This window comes from Accumulibacter sp. (assembly GCF_023806625.1).
In the GTDB taxonomy this organism is placed as follows: Bacteria; Pseudomonadota; Gammaproteobacteria; order Burkholderiales; family Rhodocyclaceae; genus Accumulibacter.
Window position 1 is genome coordinate 75,953 of sequence record NZ_JAMTDX010000057.1, and the last position, 14,481, is coordinate 90,433.

Sequence of the window (14,481 nt, forward strand, 5' to 3'; positions counted from 1 at the left end):
GCTTGAGTGAGCAAGAGTGGCCGGCCGCACTCGGCCCGGTGATCTGTGTCGTCGGGGCGCGTCCGAACTTCATGAAGATCGCGCCCATCCTGCGGGCCTTCGCGGCGCATCGTCCGGCGATCCCGGCGCTGCTCGTCCATACCGGCCAACACTACGATCGGGAGATGAACGATCGTCTGTTTTCGGATCTGCGCCTGCCGCACCCGGATATCAACCTTGGCGTCGGTTCAGCCAGCCATGCCGTGCAGACCGCGGAAGTGATGCGGCGCTTCGAGCCCATCGTGGACGCCAATCGACCATCCTGCGTCCTGGTCGTCGGCGATGTCAATTCGACGCTCGCGTGTACGCTGGTCTGTGCCAAGAAAGCTGTCCCGGTCGTCCATGTCGAGGCCGGTCTGCGCAGTTTCGACCGCACGATGCCGGAGGAGATCAACCGCCTGTTGACCGACCAGATTGCGGATCGGCTGTACACCACTGAAAGAAGCGCCGAGACCAATCTGGCGCGCGAGGGAGTGGATCCCGCCCGGGTATGCTTCGTCGGCAACGTGATGATCGACTCGTTGCTCTTCAATCGCGAGTTTGCGTTGCCGCCCTCGGCGACCCTGCAGGCAGCGGGCATCGATCGGGCTTTTCTCGCTGAGCGGCAGGTTTATGGCGTGGTGACCCTTCATCGCCCTGCCAACGTGGACCAGGTCGAGACCTTGCGTCCGTTGCTCGTCGTTCTGCGCGAGGTTTCCGGAAAGGTGCCGCTGGTGATGGCGCTGCATCCGCGGACGCGCAGCAACATCGAACGCTTCGCGCTCGACGAACTGCTGGTCAGCCCACGGATTGCGGTTCTGCCTCCACAGGGCTACCTGGAGATGCTCGGCCTGCTCGCCGGGGCGAGCGTCGTGCTGTCGGATTCGGGCGGTCTGCAGGAAGAAACCACCGCTCTGGGTGTGCCGTGTCTCACGATCAGGGAGAACACCGAACGCCCGATCACCGTCGAGCAGGGAACCAACACCCTGGTCGGCCGTGACCCCGAGGCGATCACGAAGGCGGTCGACGAGATCGTCGCCGGCGGGGGCAAGACGGGCCGCGTTCCGGAGTTCTGGGACGGGCGGGCTGCAGAGCGGATCGCCGCCGACCTGGCTCGATGGCTGACCAGCGGCCAGTCGCAGTGCAGCCAGCAAGAGTCGGAGGCTCGGTCATGCCCGGTGGGCAAGTAACCAACGCCCTGACGATCGACGTCGAGGACTATTTCCAGGTTTCTGCCCTGGCTCCCTACATAGCACGCGGCGAGTGGGATTCGCGCGAATGTCGGGTCGAGGCCAACGTCGAGCGGATCCTGCTGATGCTCGACGAAAAGCGGATCAGGGCCACTTTCTTCACACTCGGCTGGATCGCCGAGCGCTATCCTGCACTCGTGCGCCGCCTCGTTGACTGCGGGCACGAGGTGGCGAGTCATGGGTACGGACACCAGCGAGCCAACGAATTGAGCGAGAGCGATTTCCTTTCCGACATCGTCATGGCCAAGAAACTGCTGGAAGACATTTCGGGGTGCGAGGTGAGAGGCTATCGGGCGCCGAGCTTTTCGATCGGAGAAAGCAATCCCTGGGCTTTCGACTGCATCGAACGCGCCGGCTATCGCTACAGTTCGAGCGTCTATCCGATCCGGCATGACCATTACGGCGTCCCCGACGCGCCACGCTTTGCCCATCAGGTCAGACCGGGACTGCTGGAATTGCCGGTGAGCACGGCGCGGATCCTGGAGCGCAACTGGCCGGCGAGCGGCGGGGGCTATTTCCGCCTGCTCCCGTACGGGGTGTCGCGCTGGCTGCTGCGTCGGGTCAATGAGCTCGACGGCCGGCCGGCGATCTTCTATTTCCACCCGTGGGAGATCGACGACGGTCAGCCGCGGATTGGCGGAATCACTCCCCGGACGCGCTTTCGCCACTACGTCAATTTGCGGCACACCGAGGCCAAGCTGCGCCGCCTGCTCGCCGATTTCAGCTGGGCAAGAGTTGACGAGGTATTCCTGGGCCCGACGCTGCGCGGAGCGGCGGTGACGGCATGACTGCCCGCGCGCACGAGCCGTCCAGGCCGGGCACGGGAGGGGGACGGGTGGTCGTCAGGCGACTCGACCCGGGCGACGCCGCGGCTGAGTCGCGATGGGAGGCATTCGTGACGGCGTGTCCGGAAGCCACCTTCTTCCATCGGGCCGGCTGGCAGCGAATCATCGGCCGGGTCTTCCGCCATCGTACCCATTACCTGTACGCGGAGAGTGCCGGCCAGATCGTCGGCGTTCTGCCGATGGCGCAGGTCAGCAGCCTGCTCTTCGGCCACTCGCTCGTTTCCCTGCCCTTTGCCGTTTACGGTGGCGTCGCGGCTTCGAAGCCGGACGCCGTTGAAGCGCTCGAGATCGAGGCCCAGGCCGAGGCCCGGCGCCTCGGTGTGGAGCACCTCGAACTGCGCAACGTCCGACAGCGCCATCCCGAATGGCCTCGACAGGATCTCTACGTGAGGTTTCGCAAGGAACTCGCCGCGGATGCCGAAGCCAACCTGCTGGCCATTCCGCGCAAGCAGCGGGCCATGGTCCGCAAGGGGATCAGGAACGGGTTGCGCGGCGAGATCGACTACGATGCCGGACGATTCTTCGCTCTCTACGCGGATAACGTGCACCGCCACGGAACGCCAGCGTTTCCGAAGCGGTACTTCGAGGTGCTGCAGCACGAGTTCGCCGACGACTGCGAGATTCTGACCGTCGTCGACGCCGCCGGTCGACCAGTGAGCAGCGTGTTGAGCTTCTACTTCCGTGACGAAGTCCTGCCCTATTATGCAGGCGATCACCTCGCAGCACGCGACCTCGCGGCGAATGACTTCAAGTACTGGGAACTGATGCGCCGCGCCTGCGAAAGGGGCTGTCGCACTTTCGATTACGGACGCAGCAAACAGGGGACCGGCTCGTTCTCGTTCAAGAAGAACTGGGGCTTCGTGCCCGAGCCCCTGTCATACGAGTACTGCCTCTACCGTCGCGCGTCGGTTCCCCAGAACAACCCAGCGAACGCCAGATACCGGCTGCTGATCAACGCCTGGCGCCGGATGCCGATTGGTCTGGCCAACTGGCTGGGACCGCTGATCGTGCGCAACGTCGGATGATCTGCGCGATGTTTGCGCTCGTCGATCGTCGCTCCGCGGCCGGTGATCGGCGCTGAACTGACCTGTTAGCCAGTGGCCCACGCAATGAATCGATCCCTGCCTATGTCCGTCTCTCCCGTGGCCAGTTCGGGCTGGCGCATGGCCCTGCCAGCGCTCGCCGTCGCTCTGGTGGCTGCGCTGATCCTGTTCCACGAGACGGCGCTGGCGATGGTGGCGATCTGGGCGAGGTCGGATACCTACGCCCACGGCATGCTCGTGCCGGCGATCTCGCTCTGGCTGGTCTGGCGGGTTCGCGCAAGTGTCGGTGCGGTGACACCGAGAGGCAGCTACCTGGCCTTGCCGCTGCTCGCTGCTGCCGGTCTTGCCTGGCTCCTCGGCCAGGTGGCTGCGGTCAACGCCCTCACACAGTTCGCCTTCGTGGCGATCCTCGTGCTGACCGTGCCGGCAGTGGTCGGCTGGGAGGTCGTCCGGACGATCGCCTTCCCGCTGGCTTTCCTGTTCTTTGCCGTGCCTTTCGGTGATTTCACCCAGCCCAAGTTGATGGAGTGGACCGCGCACGCGACGGTCTTCGGACTGAGGCTTTCCGGGGTGCCGGTCTTCCACGAGGGACAGCATCTGGTCATCCCATCGGGCAGCTGGTCGGTTGTCGAAGCGTGTAGTGGCGTCCGCTATCTGATCGCCTCGGTGACCGTCGGTACGCTCTTCGCCTATCTCACCTATCGTTCTCTGAGCCGACGGCTGCTCTTCGTGGGCGTCTCGATTCTCGTGCCCATCGTCGCCAACTGGCTGCGTGCCTACATGATCGTCATGCTCGGGCATCTGTCGGGCAATCGGCTGGCGGTCGGCGTCGATCACCTGATCTATGGCTGGGCGTTCTTTGGCGTGGTCATTCTGGCGATGTTCTGGATTGGCGCACGCTGGCGCGAGGACGAGGACGTTCCGATGCACGGAACTGGCGCACAGGACACTGCGCGCGTTGCCGCGCGGCCCACGGTGCCTTCCACAGCAGGACCGCTGGCGGTGACCACTCTGCTCAGCGTGTTGACCATGGCGATCTGGCCGCTGGCCGACAGGGAACTGGCGCGCCCGACGGTGCCACAGGTCGATCAGATCGCTCCGCTCGGAACGGTTCCCGGCTGGCAGCGCGATGAACAGGGGTTTACCGACTGGCGTCCGGCATTCGAGGGTGATTCAGCCAGCACGCAGCTGTACTTCGAGAGGGACGGCACGCAGGTCGGGGTCTTCCTCGCTTACTATCAGAACCAGCGCGAGAACCGCAAGCTGGTCAGCTCGACGAATGCGCTGGCGCGCAGTGACGACGCCAGGTGGGCGAGGATTGGCGGTGGAACGCACGAGATCGCTGTCGACGGTGGTGTCGTCCAGGTGCGTACGGCCGACCTGCGTGAACACGCAGGAACCGGTCTGAGGGTCTGGCAATGGTACTGGATCAACGGCCGATGGACGGCGAGCGACTTCGTCGCCAAGGCGTATACTGCGCTGTCCCGTCTGACGGCGCGGGGGGACGACTCGGCAGTGATCATCGTATTTGCGGCGAGGCGTGCAGACGGCGGGGCGGATGCCGTACTCGGAGACTTTGTCGGGGCGGCAGGTCCGGCTCTGGCCGAGAGCCTCGAGAGGACCCGCAAGCGGTGATCCAAGGCGTTGGGAACCCGCTTGAGCACGGAGCATGGCGGTGAGGCGGGGATGGCGAAGAGGTTGTCGATCAGCGGAGCGTTTCGTCTCGTCACAGACCGTGAGTGCGCCGCTCCCCGGGCGCCCGGCGTAGCCCTGGCCCATCGTCACGGCGTCCTCCGGGTCTTTCCAGGGGCAATGAGAATGGTCTGTAGTGACCGCGAATGATGGCGGAGGATTGGCCCGTGTTGGTAGCTGACGATGTCCGTAGCACAGCCCTTGCCGGCGACGTCAGGCCGCTGATTCTCCATGTCATCCATCAGTTGCGGACCGGTGGTCTGGAGAACGGCCTGGTCAATCTGATCAATTGCCTTCCGGAGTCGCGTTTCCGGCACGCAGTGGTCTGTATCGAGGACTTCTCTGATTTTCGCCACCGCCTCGAACGTGGGGACGCGCCGGTGATCGCCCTGCATCGTTCGCAGATCGGCGTGTGGCGCCTGCGCAAGGCCCTGTTCTCGCTCTGCCGCAGGTTGCGGCCGACGATCGTTCACTCGCGCAACCAGTCGGGACTCGATGCTCTGTTGCCGGCACGTCTTGCCGGCGTTCGTCGCTGCATACACGGTGAACACGGCTGGGACGTCAACGATCTCGAAGGTCGGCAGGTCAAGCCGGCCATGCTGCGTCGCCTGCATTCGCCGCTCGTCGATCGTTACATCACGGTGTCCGATCATCTTCGCGACTATCTGGTCGAGCGTGTCCGCATTGCTCCGCAGCGAGTCGTACAGATCGTCAATGGTGTGGACACCGCACGTTTCTGTCCGTCTGCGGAGCCGGGGCGCAGCGGGCTTCCCGACGGTTTCCGCGGTCGCGACGCGCTAGTGGTGTGTACCGTCGGGCGACTGCAACCGGTCAAAGACCAGGAGACCCTGCTGCGCGCCTTTGCGCTCTTGGTTGCCGGCGGACGACCAGAGGCAAGACTCGTCGTCGCCGGCGACGGGCCCATGCGGACGGCGCTCGTCGAACTCGCCGCGTCGTTGGGCATCGCCGATCGTTGCTGGTTTCCGGGCACCGTCAGCAACGTTGCCGGCCTCCTGCGGAACTGCGACGTATTCGTCCTGCCGTCTCTGGCCGAGGGCATCTCGAACACGCTGCTCGAAGCCATGGCTTCCGGCCTTCCGGTCCTCGCCACCGCAGTCGGCGGCAACCGGGAACTGATCACCGAGGGTGAGAACGGCTGGCTGTTCGAACCGCGCGACGTGGCTACGCTCGTCCGACTGCTGAGCCGCTACGTCGACGAACCGGCGATGCTTCGCGATCAGGGCAGGCGGGCTCGTGAGATGGCCGTGACGCGTTTCAGTCTGCCGACGATGGTGGGCCGCTACCAGGCAGTGTATGAAGAACTCTGCAACCGGACCTAGCCTGTCTGGCCCGAGGCCGGAGCGCTGGCGATGCCTTCCGGCCGCGGGCTTGGCACGCCTCGATCGGCCTCCTGGCCTCAGTTCAGGCAGCGCGGCGTGACGCTCTCCCTCGACTGACCGACCAAAGAAGACGAAAACCAAATATGTGCGGTATTACCGGAATTCTTGATACCAGGGGGCATCGCGACATCGATCGGGCCGTTCTCGTGCGGATGAACGAGTCGCAGTACCATCGCGGTCCCGACGAAGGCGGGTTGCACGTCGAGGCTGGATTGGGCCTCGGCCATCGGCGACTGTCGATCATCGACCTGTCGACCGGCCAGCAACCGCTGTACAACGAAGATGGCAGCGTTTGCGTCGTCTTCAACGGAGAGATCTACAACTACCAGGAACTGATTCCGGAACTGCTGGCACTCGGGCATGTGTTTCACACGCGCAGCGACACGGAAGTCATCGTCCACGCGTGGGAGGCCTGGGGAGCGGAGTGCGTGAAGCGTTTTCGCGGCATGTTTGCCTTCGCACTCTGGGATGGCCACCGCGAGACCCTGTTTCTGGCACGCGACAGGCTCGGGGTCAAGCCGCTGTACTATGCCTTCCTGCCCGACGGGATGTTCCTGTTCGGGTCGGAACTCAAGTCGCTGCTCGCGCACGGCGGTCTCGAAAGAGCCATCGACCCGCTCGCGGTCGAGGAGTACTTCGCTCTCGGCTATGTCGCCGAGCCGAGGACGATCTTTCGTCAGGCGAGGAAGCTGCCGCCGGGACACACGCTGACCCTGCGCCGCGGACAACCCTCGCCGGAGCCCAGCCAGTACTGGGACGTCCGCTTTACCACCGACAACGACTGCTCGCTGGCGGAGGCCTGCGCACAACTCGACGAGAGGCTTCGCGAGTCGATTCGGCTGCGGATGATCTCGGACGTGCCGCTCGGTGCCTTCCTGTCGGGAGGCGTCGATTCGAGTGCGGTGGTCGCCCTGATGGCCGGGCTTTCGGCCGAACCGGTCAACACCTGTTCGATCGCCTTCGACGTTCCGGCATTCAACGAGTCGACCTTCGCGCAGAAGGTTGCCGACAGCTATCGAACGAATCACCATTGCGACGTCGTGGCCAGTGACGACTTCGACCTCATCGACACCCTGGCGAGACTGTACGACGAGCCTTACGCCGACAGTTCGGCGATCCCGACCTACCGTGTCTGCCAGCTGGCGCGCAGGCATGTCACGGTGGCGCTCTCGGGCGACGGCGGCGACGAGACCTTCGGCGGCTATCGGCGCTATCGCCTGCACCTGATGGAAGAGCGCCTGCGCTCGGCGATTCCCTACGGCCTGCGCCGGCGCGTGTTCGGCTTTCTCGGACGTCTCTATCCCAAGGCCGACTGGGCGCCGCGTGTCTTTCGCGCCAAGACGACCTTCGAGGGCATGGGCCGAAATTCGGTCGAAGCCTATTTCCATTCGATGTCGATTCTTCGTGGTCCGATGCGCACGGCCCTGTTTTCCGAGCGCTTCCGCCGGGAGATCGACGGCTACAGTGCGGAAGATGTCTTCCGTTTTCATGCCGCCCGCGCCGATACCGACGATCCACTGGCGTTGATCCAGTATCTCGACCTCAACACCTACCTCGTCGGCGACATCAACACCAAGGTCGATCGCGCGAGCATGGCGCATTCGCTCGAAGTGCGCGAACCGCTGATGGACCATGAACTCGTCGAATGGATGGCGCGTCTGCCTTCGTCGCTCAAGGTCCGCGGGCAGGAAGGCAAGTTCCTGCTCAAGCGGGCCATGGAGAAGCGCCTACCCGTGGACATTCTCTATCGCCCGAAAATGGGCTTCGCCGTCCCGCTGGCCCGCTGGTTCCGCGGGCCACTGCGCGAACGCGTTCGGCAGTCGGTTCTCGGTCCGCGGCTCGCCGAGACCGGCTGGTTCAGTCCAGGCTACCTGCGTCGCCTCGTGGACACCCATCAGTCGGGGGCCTACGACCACAGTGCGGCGCTATGGACGGTGTTGATGTTCGAGTCCTTCCTGCGCAATGTACTCGACGCCCCGGTCGAGGCGACGGCGTCGTCAGGGACACCGATCCCGGGGACCGGACAATGAGCCTGCGCGTCCTGCACATTCTCGATCATTCGCTTCCCCTGCACAGCGGATACTCCTTCCGTACCGTCTCGATCCTGCGTGAGCAGCGGGCTCTGGGCTGGGAGACGTTTCATCTGACGACGCCGAAGCAGGGCAGCGGTGCCGCCCTTCAGGAAGAGGCAGACGGGTGGACCTTTTACCGCACACCGGCCGCGGCTGGTGTGGGCATGCCGTCGCAAATGCGCTTGACTGCTGCCCGGCTGAATGAGATCGTCGAGGCGGTCAGGCCTGACCTGTTGCACGCCCATTCGCCGGTCCTCAACGCCCTGCCCGCGCTATGGGTAGGGCGGCGGCATCGGCTGCCGGTGGTCTATGAGATTCGCGCTTTCTGGGAAGATGCCGCCGTCGACCACGGTTCGACGACCGAAGGCAGTCTTCGCTATCGCGCATCGAGGGCGATCGAGACCTTTGCGGCCAAGCGCGCGGATCAGCTGACGACGATCTGCGAAGGTTTGCGCCGCGACCTGATCGACCGGGGCATCCCGCCGGAGCGCATCACGGTGATTCCGAATGCGGTGGACGTGGCCCGTTTCCGCTTTGGCGCCGAGCCCGATCCTGAATTGCGCCGCTCGCTGGGGCTGGAAGGGGCCACGGTGATCGGTTTTGCGGGTTCGTTTTACGGCTATGAGGGACTCGGGCTGCTGGTCGAAGCGCTGCGCGTGATGCTGCCGAGGTACCCACGGCTGCGACTGTTGCTGGTCGGCGGCGGACCGCAGGAGAGCAGTCTGCGCGCTCAGGTTGCGGCTTGCGGGCTCGCGGAACAGGTCGTATTCACGGGCCGGGTTCCCCATGGCGAGGTGCCGCGCTACTACGAACTGGTCGACCTGCTGGCCTATCCGCGTCTGCCGATGCGCCTGACCGAGCTGGTCACGCCGCTCAAGCCGCTCGAAGCGATGGCCCTCGGAAGGGTTCTGATCGCCTCCGACGTCGGTGGTCATCGGGAGCTGATCCGCGACCGCGAAACCGGGTTCCTCTTCCGTGCTGGGAACGCAGCCTCGCTGGCCGGAGCACTCGCCGATGCGCTGGCGAAAAGGTCGGACTGGCCGGCAATCCGCGCGCGAGCTCGCCGTTACGTCGAGGTCGAAAGGACCTGGGCGAGCAGTGCGGCTCACTATCGCGAAGTCTACGCCAAGGCACTGGCATCCCTGGGGCGACGTGTCGACCACTGACCGACCCAGGGTGAGCGCCAGCGCTTGGGCTCCTCGGCCAGGAGTCGCAAGGTCTCCTGGCCAGTCCGGCTCCTCGTCGGTCGCGCCACTGTCCCGGAATGGCCGAATCCTCGGTCACTGCGACCAGGCAGAGGCAGCCTGCCGGCTGACTGTCCTGGTCCGGTCAGGCTTCTGGCAGGCGGCATGACTGCGGCAACGGGCACCAGGCGGCTGGTCGAGGTCGATGCCCTGCGTGGCATCGCCGCGCTGTCGGTCGTTCTGTTCCACTACACGACCCGCTTCAACGAACTCTTCGGAGAACTGCCGCTACCCATGCTGTCGTTTGCCCACGGTCATCTGGGTGTCAATCTCTTTTTCATCATCAGCGGCTTCGTCATTTTCATGACGCTCGAAAGAACCTTGCGGCCGATGGATTTCGTGATCTCGCGTTTCAGCCGGCTGTTTCCTGCCTACTGGTTCGCCATCCTGCTGACCTTTTTGATCACCCACGCCCTGGGTCTGCCCGGAAAGCTCGTCGGCGTCGGCACGGCGGTGGGCAACATGCTGATGTTCCACGGGGTTTTCGGCATGGCGCATGTCGATGGCGTCTACTGGACGCTCGAAGTGGAGTTGCTGTTCTATTGCGGCATGTTCCTGCTCTACCGGGTCCAGCGCCTCGATCTGGTCAACAAGGTCCTCCTGGCGATGTTGCTGTTGCGCGTCGGCTATTTCATCAGCGAACGGGTTTTTGGTGTCGACCTCCCCTGGATGATTTTCCGGTTTCTGATCCTGAGGTACATCCCGTGGTTTGCGATCGGGATTTCGATCTACCAGCTGGTGAGCCGCGGCGACACGGCCGGGTGGGCGCCGCTGGTGACCATTTTCTGCGCCTTGGCCACCCTGTTGCTTGTCGAGCCGCCCGTTCTGGCGTTGATCGCCGCTGCTCTGGGAGCTTTGGTCTATCTCGCAGCAAGCGGGCGGGCGCCGGTTCTGCGCATCGGCCCGCTGGTTTGGCTGGGCAGCATTTCATATCCGCTCTACCTGCTCCACGAGAACATCGGCTGGAGCATGCAGTTGCGGCTGCGGGCCTATGGCCTGGATCCCGACCAGACCGTCGTAGTCGTCGTGCTGTTCAGCCTTGGTCTGGCCTGGGCAGTCACTGCGTGGATCGAACAGCCGGCGATGCGCTGGATTCGACAAGCCTATGGCCGGCGGAGGGCCCTGGCGTGATTGGCCGCAGCGTCCGCCTGGTCCTCGGCGCTCTCGTTCTCATCGCCTGTGGCGCGGCCGTGTTCTTCGCCCAACGCTACCGGGAAGATCAGCGTGCGGAAGCGTCATTGCGGATGAGAATCGAGGGGATCGTTACGGCTTCTGGACGCGAGGAGTTGGCCTGCGCCGACGTTGCCGCGGACCAGCCGTTGGTCCTGCTCGCTCTCGGCCAGTCGAACGCCGGGAATCATGGCTCGCCCGCGTCGGTGAAGCGCATGGTTACGGTCGTTGTCGACGGCAGGTGCTTCCGGAGCATCGCTCCGCTGCCCGGCGGAACAGGAACCGGCGGGAGCATCTGGGAGCGCTTGCCCGAAAGTCTGGCTGCCGGAGGTTACCGGCGTCCGGTGGTGGTCTCGGTTCTCGCCGTAGACGCGAGCCACATCGGGGACTGGGTCGACGAGGGCAGCCCACTGAGGCAGCGTCTGGCCGCGCATGTCAAGTCGATGCTCGCCGCGGGACTGCCGCCGCAGTTCGTCCTCTGGCAGCAGGGGGAAGCTGACGCCAAGGCCGGCAACGCGGACGAGAGCTACGCCTCGTCGCTCGACAGGCTGGCCACCCTGCTCGGCGAAGCCGGTGCAGACGCGCCCATCCTTCTTGCCCGTTCGACTGTCTGCCGTTCCACGCCGAATGCAGCGATCAGAAGCGCGATCGACGGTCTGATCGCCAAAGACAGGCGATTTCGGTCTGGTCCGGATACGGATCGACTTTCGGGAGAAGAGTATCGCGACGGTTGCCATCTGACGGTTGCCGGGCTCGACGGCGCGGCTGGACTCTGGGCCGAGGCCATCGGCCATCTCGTGGCCCCAGGGTCGGCGAAGCAGGAATGAGCTCTGTCTTCGGTCTGACGGTGACCGGCCTGCCACGATACGGCCTCCGTAATGGCAATGTGGGCAGCCGCCCAAGCCGATCAAGGTTCACCAGGCTGATGCCGGGAGGCTGGCCGCTTCGCGGTCGCTGTCGCCGGGGGAATCGTCGATGCTCTGGGAGTGCCCTCAAACCACCGGAGACATCCTGTTGACCACGGTCCGTCGCTCGCTTGCCTATTCGATTGCCGACAGCTACGTGGCGCTGCCGCTGCAGCTTATCGGCACGATGATCATTTCTCGTCTGTTGACCCCCCAGGAAGCGGGCGTCTTTGCCGTCGCAGCCGTTTTTGCCGCTTTCGCCAGCACCTTCCGTGACTTCGGGGTGGCCGAGTACCTGATCCAGGAGACCGAACTGGGGCCGGAACACATCCGCGCAGCGTTTACGGTCAATATCGCCGTCTCCTGGGTGATGGGTCTGCTCCTCTTCGTTGGGTCACCATTTGCCGCCGAGTTCTACCGGGATCCGGGCGTCGGCGAGGTGATGCGCGTGCAGGCGGTCAATTTTCTGCTGATCCCCTTCGGCGCCGTGACGATGGCCTATTTCAGGCGCCAGCTCGATTTCAGGCCGATCTTCCTGGCCGGCCTGCTGACCAACCTGACAACCTTCACCGTGTCGACGCTCGGCGCACTCAACGGGCTCAGCTACATGAGCCTCGCCTGGTCGTCTCTGGCCGGCGTCGTGGTGACCGTTGCCACATCGCTCTGGTTTCGGCCGCCAGGGTTTCCGCGATGGCCGGGCCTTCGTGGCGTCGGCAGGGTCGTCCAGTTCGGGAAGTTCGCCAGCGGGATCTACGTCTTCGGACAACTCGGCAAGGGCGCTCCGGAAATGATCATCGGCCGAGCGGAGGACATGGCGGCGGTGGCCATGTTCAGCCGGGCGAGTGGACTGGTCGAACTGTTCAACCGGACCGTACTGAGAGCGGTGACCCCGGTGTGCCTGCCATATTTCGCCAAGAGCAACCGCGAGACCGGGAGCCTGATCAGTGGTTATCTGACCAGCGTATCGTACCTCACGGCGATCGGATGGACCTTCCTCGGTTTCGTGGGTATAGCGGCCTATTCTGCCGTGCGTATCTTTTATGGCCCGCAGTGGACCGAATCGGCGCCTCTCGCGCAGGTGCTCTGCGTGGTCGGGGCGGTGGAACTGGTTCACTACCTGGCCAAGGAAGCGCTCGTCGCGGTCGGTGAGATCAAACGCAGCAACCTGTTGCAGATCGGCATTCAGACGAGCCGGATTGCCGGCTTGCTGGCCGTCGTGCCCTTCGGTCTCGTGGGCGCGTGCTGGGGTCTTCTCGGTGCCTCCGTCTTCGGTCTTTTTCTGTCCCAGTCGTTTCTTTCCCGCGCCCTCGGACTGCATGCGCGGGACGTTCTGCGCAGCTGCCTGCCGAGTCTCTGCGTCGCCTTGTTCTCCACTGCGCCGCTGGCATGCTGGGCGGTCGTCGAGCGTATAGCGGAGGACAATTTCGTGCGCTTCGCCGTGGTTGGAGGAGGGATCGTCCCCGTGCTCTGGTTGCTTGCCCTCCGAGCCGCTCGGCATCCGTTGTGGAGCGAAATCCTGGAACTCTCCGGCAAGGTCGCCGGAGTCCTTCGCTCGCGGGGAAACTAGCCCTTCGCCATGTACGGCAAGAACGAGACTGTCGCTGTGGCGGGACGGGCGATTCTCGCCACCACGGGGGTGATCCGTAGGGTGTCCGAGAGCACCGGGATTCTCCTCGCGAGCCGATGAGCCTGGTCGCAGACCTTTCGCGCGACGATCCGATGGCCGTGGTCAGGCTGTTCGTTCAGCATCTGTCGGTGTCGTCCGCGGGTGCCGAGGTCAGGCTCGATGGACCGGTCAGCGTGCGGCCGAACTCGCGGGTTTTTCGCGCCGTCGTCCACGCGGATCCGCCTTTCCGGGTAGCGGTCAAGCACTGTCTCAATCCGCAAACGGGGCTCGCCGATGTCGCTGCGGCAAGCCAACAGTATGCTGCCCTGAAAAGCGTGTACGAGGCGCTCGGCGGTTGCCGCTCCCACAGCTACCTGGTCGCTCGCCCGTTGTGTCACGTTCCCGACTTGGCCACCTATGCCATGTCGTGGATCGACGGAGAGTCACTGACCAGCAAGCTGCGAATTCCGGGCGTCGTGCGTGATGGCCTGCGATGGTTTGGCAACGTGGGGGCGTGGCTCGGCCGCTTTCATTCCGCAGGCCCGGTCGCCGAGAGGACGGTGAATCTCGACGAGCGCCTGGCTGTCGTCGAGAGCCTACGGGGGATTGGTCTGACGCACCCGGCTTTCGGCAGGGGGCTGGATGTCCTTCGCCGTAGTTCGTCCGCACTGCGCACGCTCAAGGTGCGGATCAGTTGGCTGCATGGGGACTGCAAGACCGACAATTTCCTCCTCTGCGGAGACGACACGTTCGGCATCGATATCGGGCTCGCCTACGAGAATGCGGTCGAATACGACTTGGCGATGTGGCTCAACAACTTCCACCTGGTCCTGAGCGCCCCGGCGAAGCTGCACGTCTCCTGGCTCCAGGGTGACCTCGAAGAAGCCTTCTGGAATGGCTACCGCTCGACGGGGCCGGGCGTATCGCCAGAATACGTCGACTGGCTGCGGCTGTCGTTGATCCTGCCCTTCTGGTATTCGACGATGACCGGTTCGCACAGCGGGATTCGCAAGTGGTTGCTGAACCGGATCTTCGCCAGCCTGAGCAGGCGCCTGATACTGAGGATCGAGGACAGGTGACGGAGTGGTTGCGCTGGGGCTGAGGTGAGTCGCTGGGAGACGGGAACTGGCTGCTCAGACAGCGTGCGAAGACGAAGGGACAGTGATGGCGGTCGCGCCGGGCTCGTCCCGGCGGCGCACCCGCTGCGCTTGCTGGTAGAATCGCCGCCAGCCAGGG

11 protein-coding genes are annotated in these 14,481 nt (G+C 64.4%); all 11 read left to right on the forward strand.

Features of this window, described 5'->3' with window-relative positions:
* Nucleotides 1-2: 2 nt before the first annotated feature.
* The 11 genes from wecB (at nt 3) to NFW05_RS10665 (ending at nt 14,324) form a co-directional block, all read left to right on the forward strand.
* Nucleotides 3-1,208, forward strand: coding sequence for a non-hydrolyzing UDP-N-acetylglucosamine 2-epimerase (wecB, locus tag NFW05_RS10615; protein WP_295306177.1), 1,206 nt, complete (start codon nt 3-5; stop codon nt 1,206-1,208).
* Complete coding sequence (locus NFW05_RS10620) at nt 1,190-2,056, forward strand: XrtA system polysaccharide deacetylase (protein ID WP_295306179.1); 867 nt, start codon at nt 1,190-1,192, stop codon at nt 2,054-2,056. Before wecB ends, NFW05_RS10620 begins: the two co-directional genes overlap by 19 nt.
* Nucleotides 2,053-3,138, forward strand: a complete 1,086-nt coding sequence (locus NFW05_RS10625; RefSeq protein ID WP_295306181.1) for a FemAB family XrtA/PEP-CTERM system-associated protein — start codon at nt 2,053-2,055, stop codon at nt 3,136-3,138. The genes NFW05_RS10620 and NFW05_RS10625 overlap by 4 nt, the downstream gene beginning before the upstream one ends.
* 102 nt (nt 3,139-3,240) lie before the next feature.
* A complete protein-coding gene (gene xrtA, locus NFW05_RS10630; RefSeq protein WP_295306184.1) occupies nt 3,241-4,791 on the forward strand; it encodes an exosortase A in 1,551 nt (516 codons plus the stop codon).
* Nucleotides 4,792-5,015: 224 nt separating this feature from the next.
* A complete protein-coding gene (locus NFW05_RS10635) occupies nt 5,016-6,188 on the forward strand; it encodes a TIGR03088 family PEP-CTERM/XrtA system glycosyltransferase (protein ID WP_295306187.1) in 1,173 nt (390 codons plus the stop codon).
* A gap of 143 nt (nt 6,189-6,331) precedes the next feature.
* Nucleotides 6,332-8,278 carry an XrtA/PEP-CTERM system amidotransferase gene (locus tag NFW05_RS10640; protein ID WP_295306190.1) on the forward strand — a complete coding sequence of 649 codons (1,947 nt, stop codon included), beginning with the start codon at nt 6,332-6,334 and terminating at the stop codon, nt 8,276-8,278.
* 2 nt (nt 8,279-8,280) lie between these two features.
* Complete coding sequence (locus NFW05_RS10645; protein WP_295306282.1) at nt 8,281-9,486, forward strand: TIGR04063 family PEP-CTERM/XrtA system glycosyltransferase; 1,206 nt, start codon at nt 8,281-8,283, stop codon at nt 9,484-9,486.
* Nucleotides 9,487-9,669: 183 nt separating this feature from the next.
* Entirely contained in the window at nt 9,670-10,695 is a 1,026-nt protein-coding gene (locus NFW05_RS10650; protein WP_295306192.1) for an acyltransferase, read from the forward strand.
* Nucleotides 10,692-11,561 carry a hypothetical protein gene (locus NFW05_RS10655; RefSeq protein ID WP_295306195.1) on the forward strand — a complete coding sequence of 290 codons (870 nt, stop codon included), beginning with the start codon at nt 10,692-10,694 and terminating at the stop codon, nt 11,559-11,561. The genes NFW05_RS10650 and NFW05_RS10655 overlap by 4 nt, the downstream gene beginning before the upstream one ends.
* A gap of 148 nt (nt 11,562-11,709) precedes the next feature.
* Nucleotides 11,710-13,206, forward strand: a complete 1,497-nt coding sequence (locus NFW05_RS10660) for a lipopolysaccharide biosynthesis protein (protein ID WP_295306197.1) — start codon at nt 11,710-11,712, stop codon at nt 13,204-13,206.
* Nucleotides 13,207-13,322: 116 nt separating this feature from the next.
* Nucleotides 13,323-14,324: a phosphotransferase gene (locus tag NFW05_RS10665; RefSeq protein ID WP_295306200.1), complete on the forward strand. Its 1,002-nt coding sequence runs from the start codon at nt 13,323-13,325 to the stop codon at nt 14,322-14,324.
* Nucleotides 14,325-14,481: the final 157 nt, after the last annotated feature.

Excerpts from the sequence above, each read along its gene's own strand:
- NFW05_RS10620 (WP_295306179.1), top strand. The coding sequence starts at position 1,190 with ATGCCCGGTGGGCAAGTAACCAACGCCCTGACGATCGACGTCGAGGAC.
- NFW05_RS10625 (WP_295306181.1), top strand. The coding sequence starts at position 2,053 with ATGACTGCCCGCGCGCACGAGCCGTCCAGGCCGGGCACGGGAGGGGGA.
- xrtA (WP_295306184.1), top strand. The coding sequence starts at position 3,241 with ATGTCCGTCTCTCCCGTGGCCAGTTCGGGCTGGCGCATGGCCCTGCCA.
- NFW05_RS10640 (WP_295306190.1), top strand. The coding sequence starts at position 6,332 with ATGTGCGGTATTACCGGAATTCTTGATACCAGGGGGCATCGCGACATC.
- NFW05_RS10650 (WP_295306192.1), top strand. The coding sequence starts at position 9,670 with ATGACTGCGGCAACGGGCACCAGGCGGCTGGTCGAGGTCGATGCCCTG.
- NFW05_RS10660 (WP_295306197.1), top strand. The coding sequence starts at position 11,710 with ATGCTCTGGGAGTGCCCTCAAACCACCGGAGACATCCTGTTGACCACG.
- NFW05_RS10665 (WP_295306200.1), top strand. The coding sequence starts at position 13,323 with ATGAGCCTGGTCGCAGACCTTTCGCGCGACGATCCGATGGCCGTGGTC.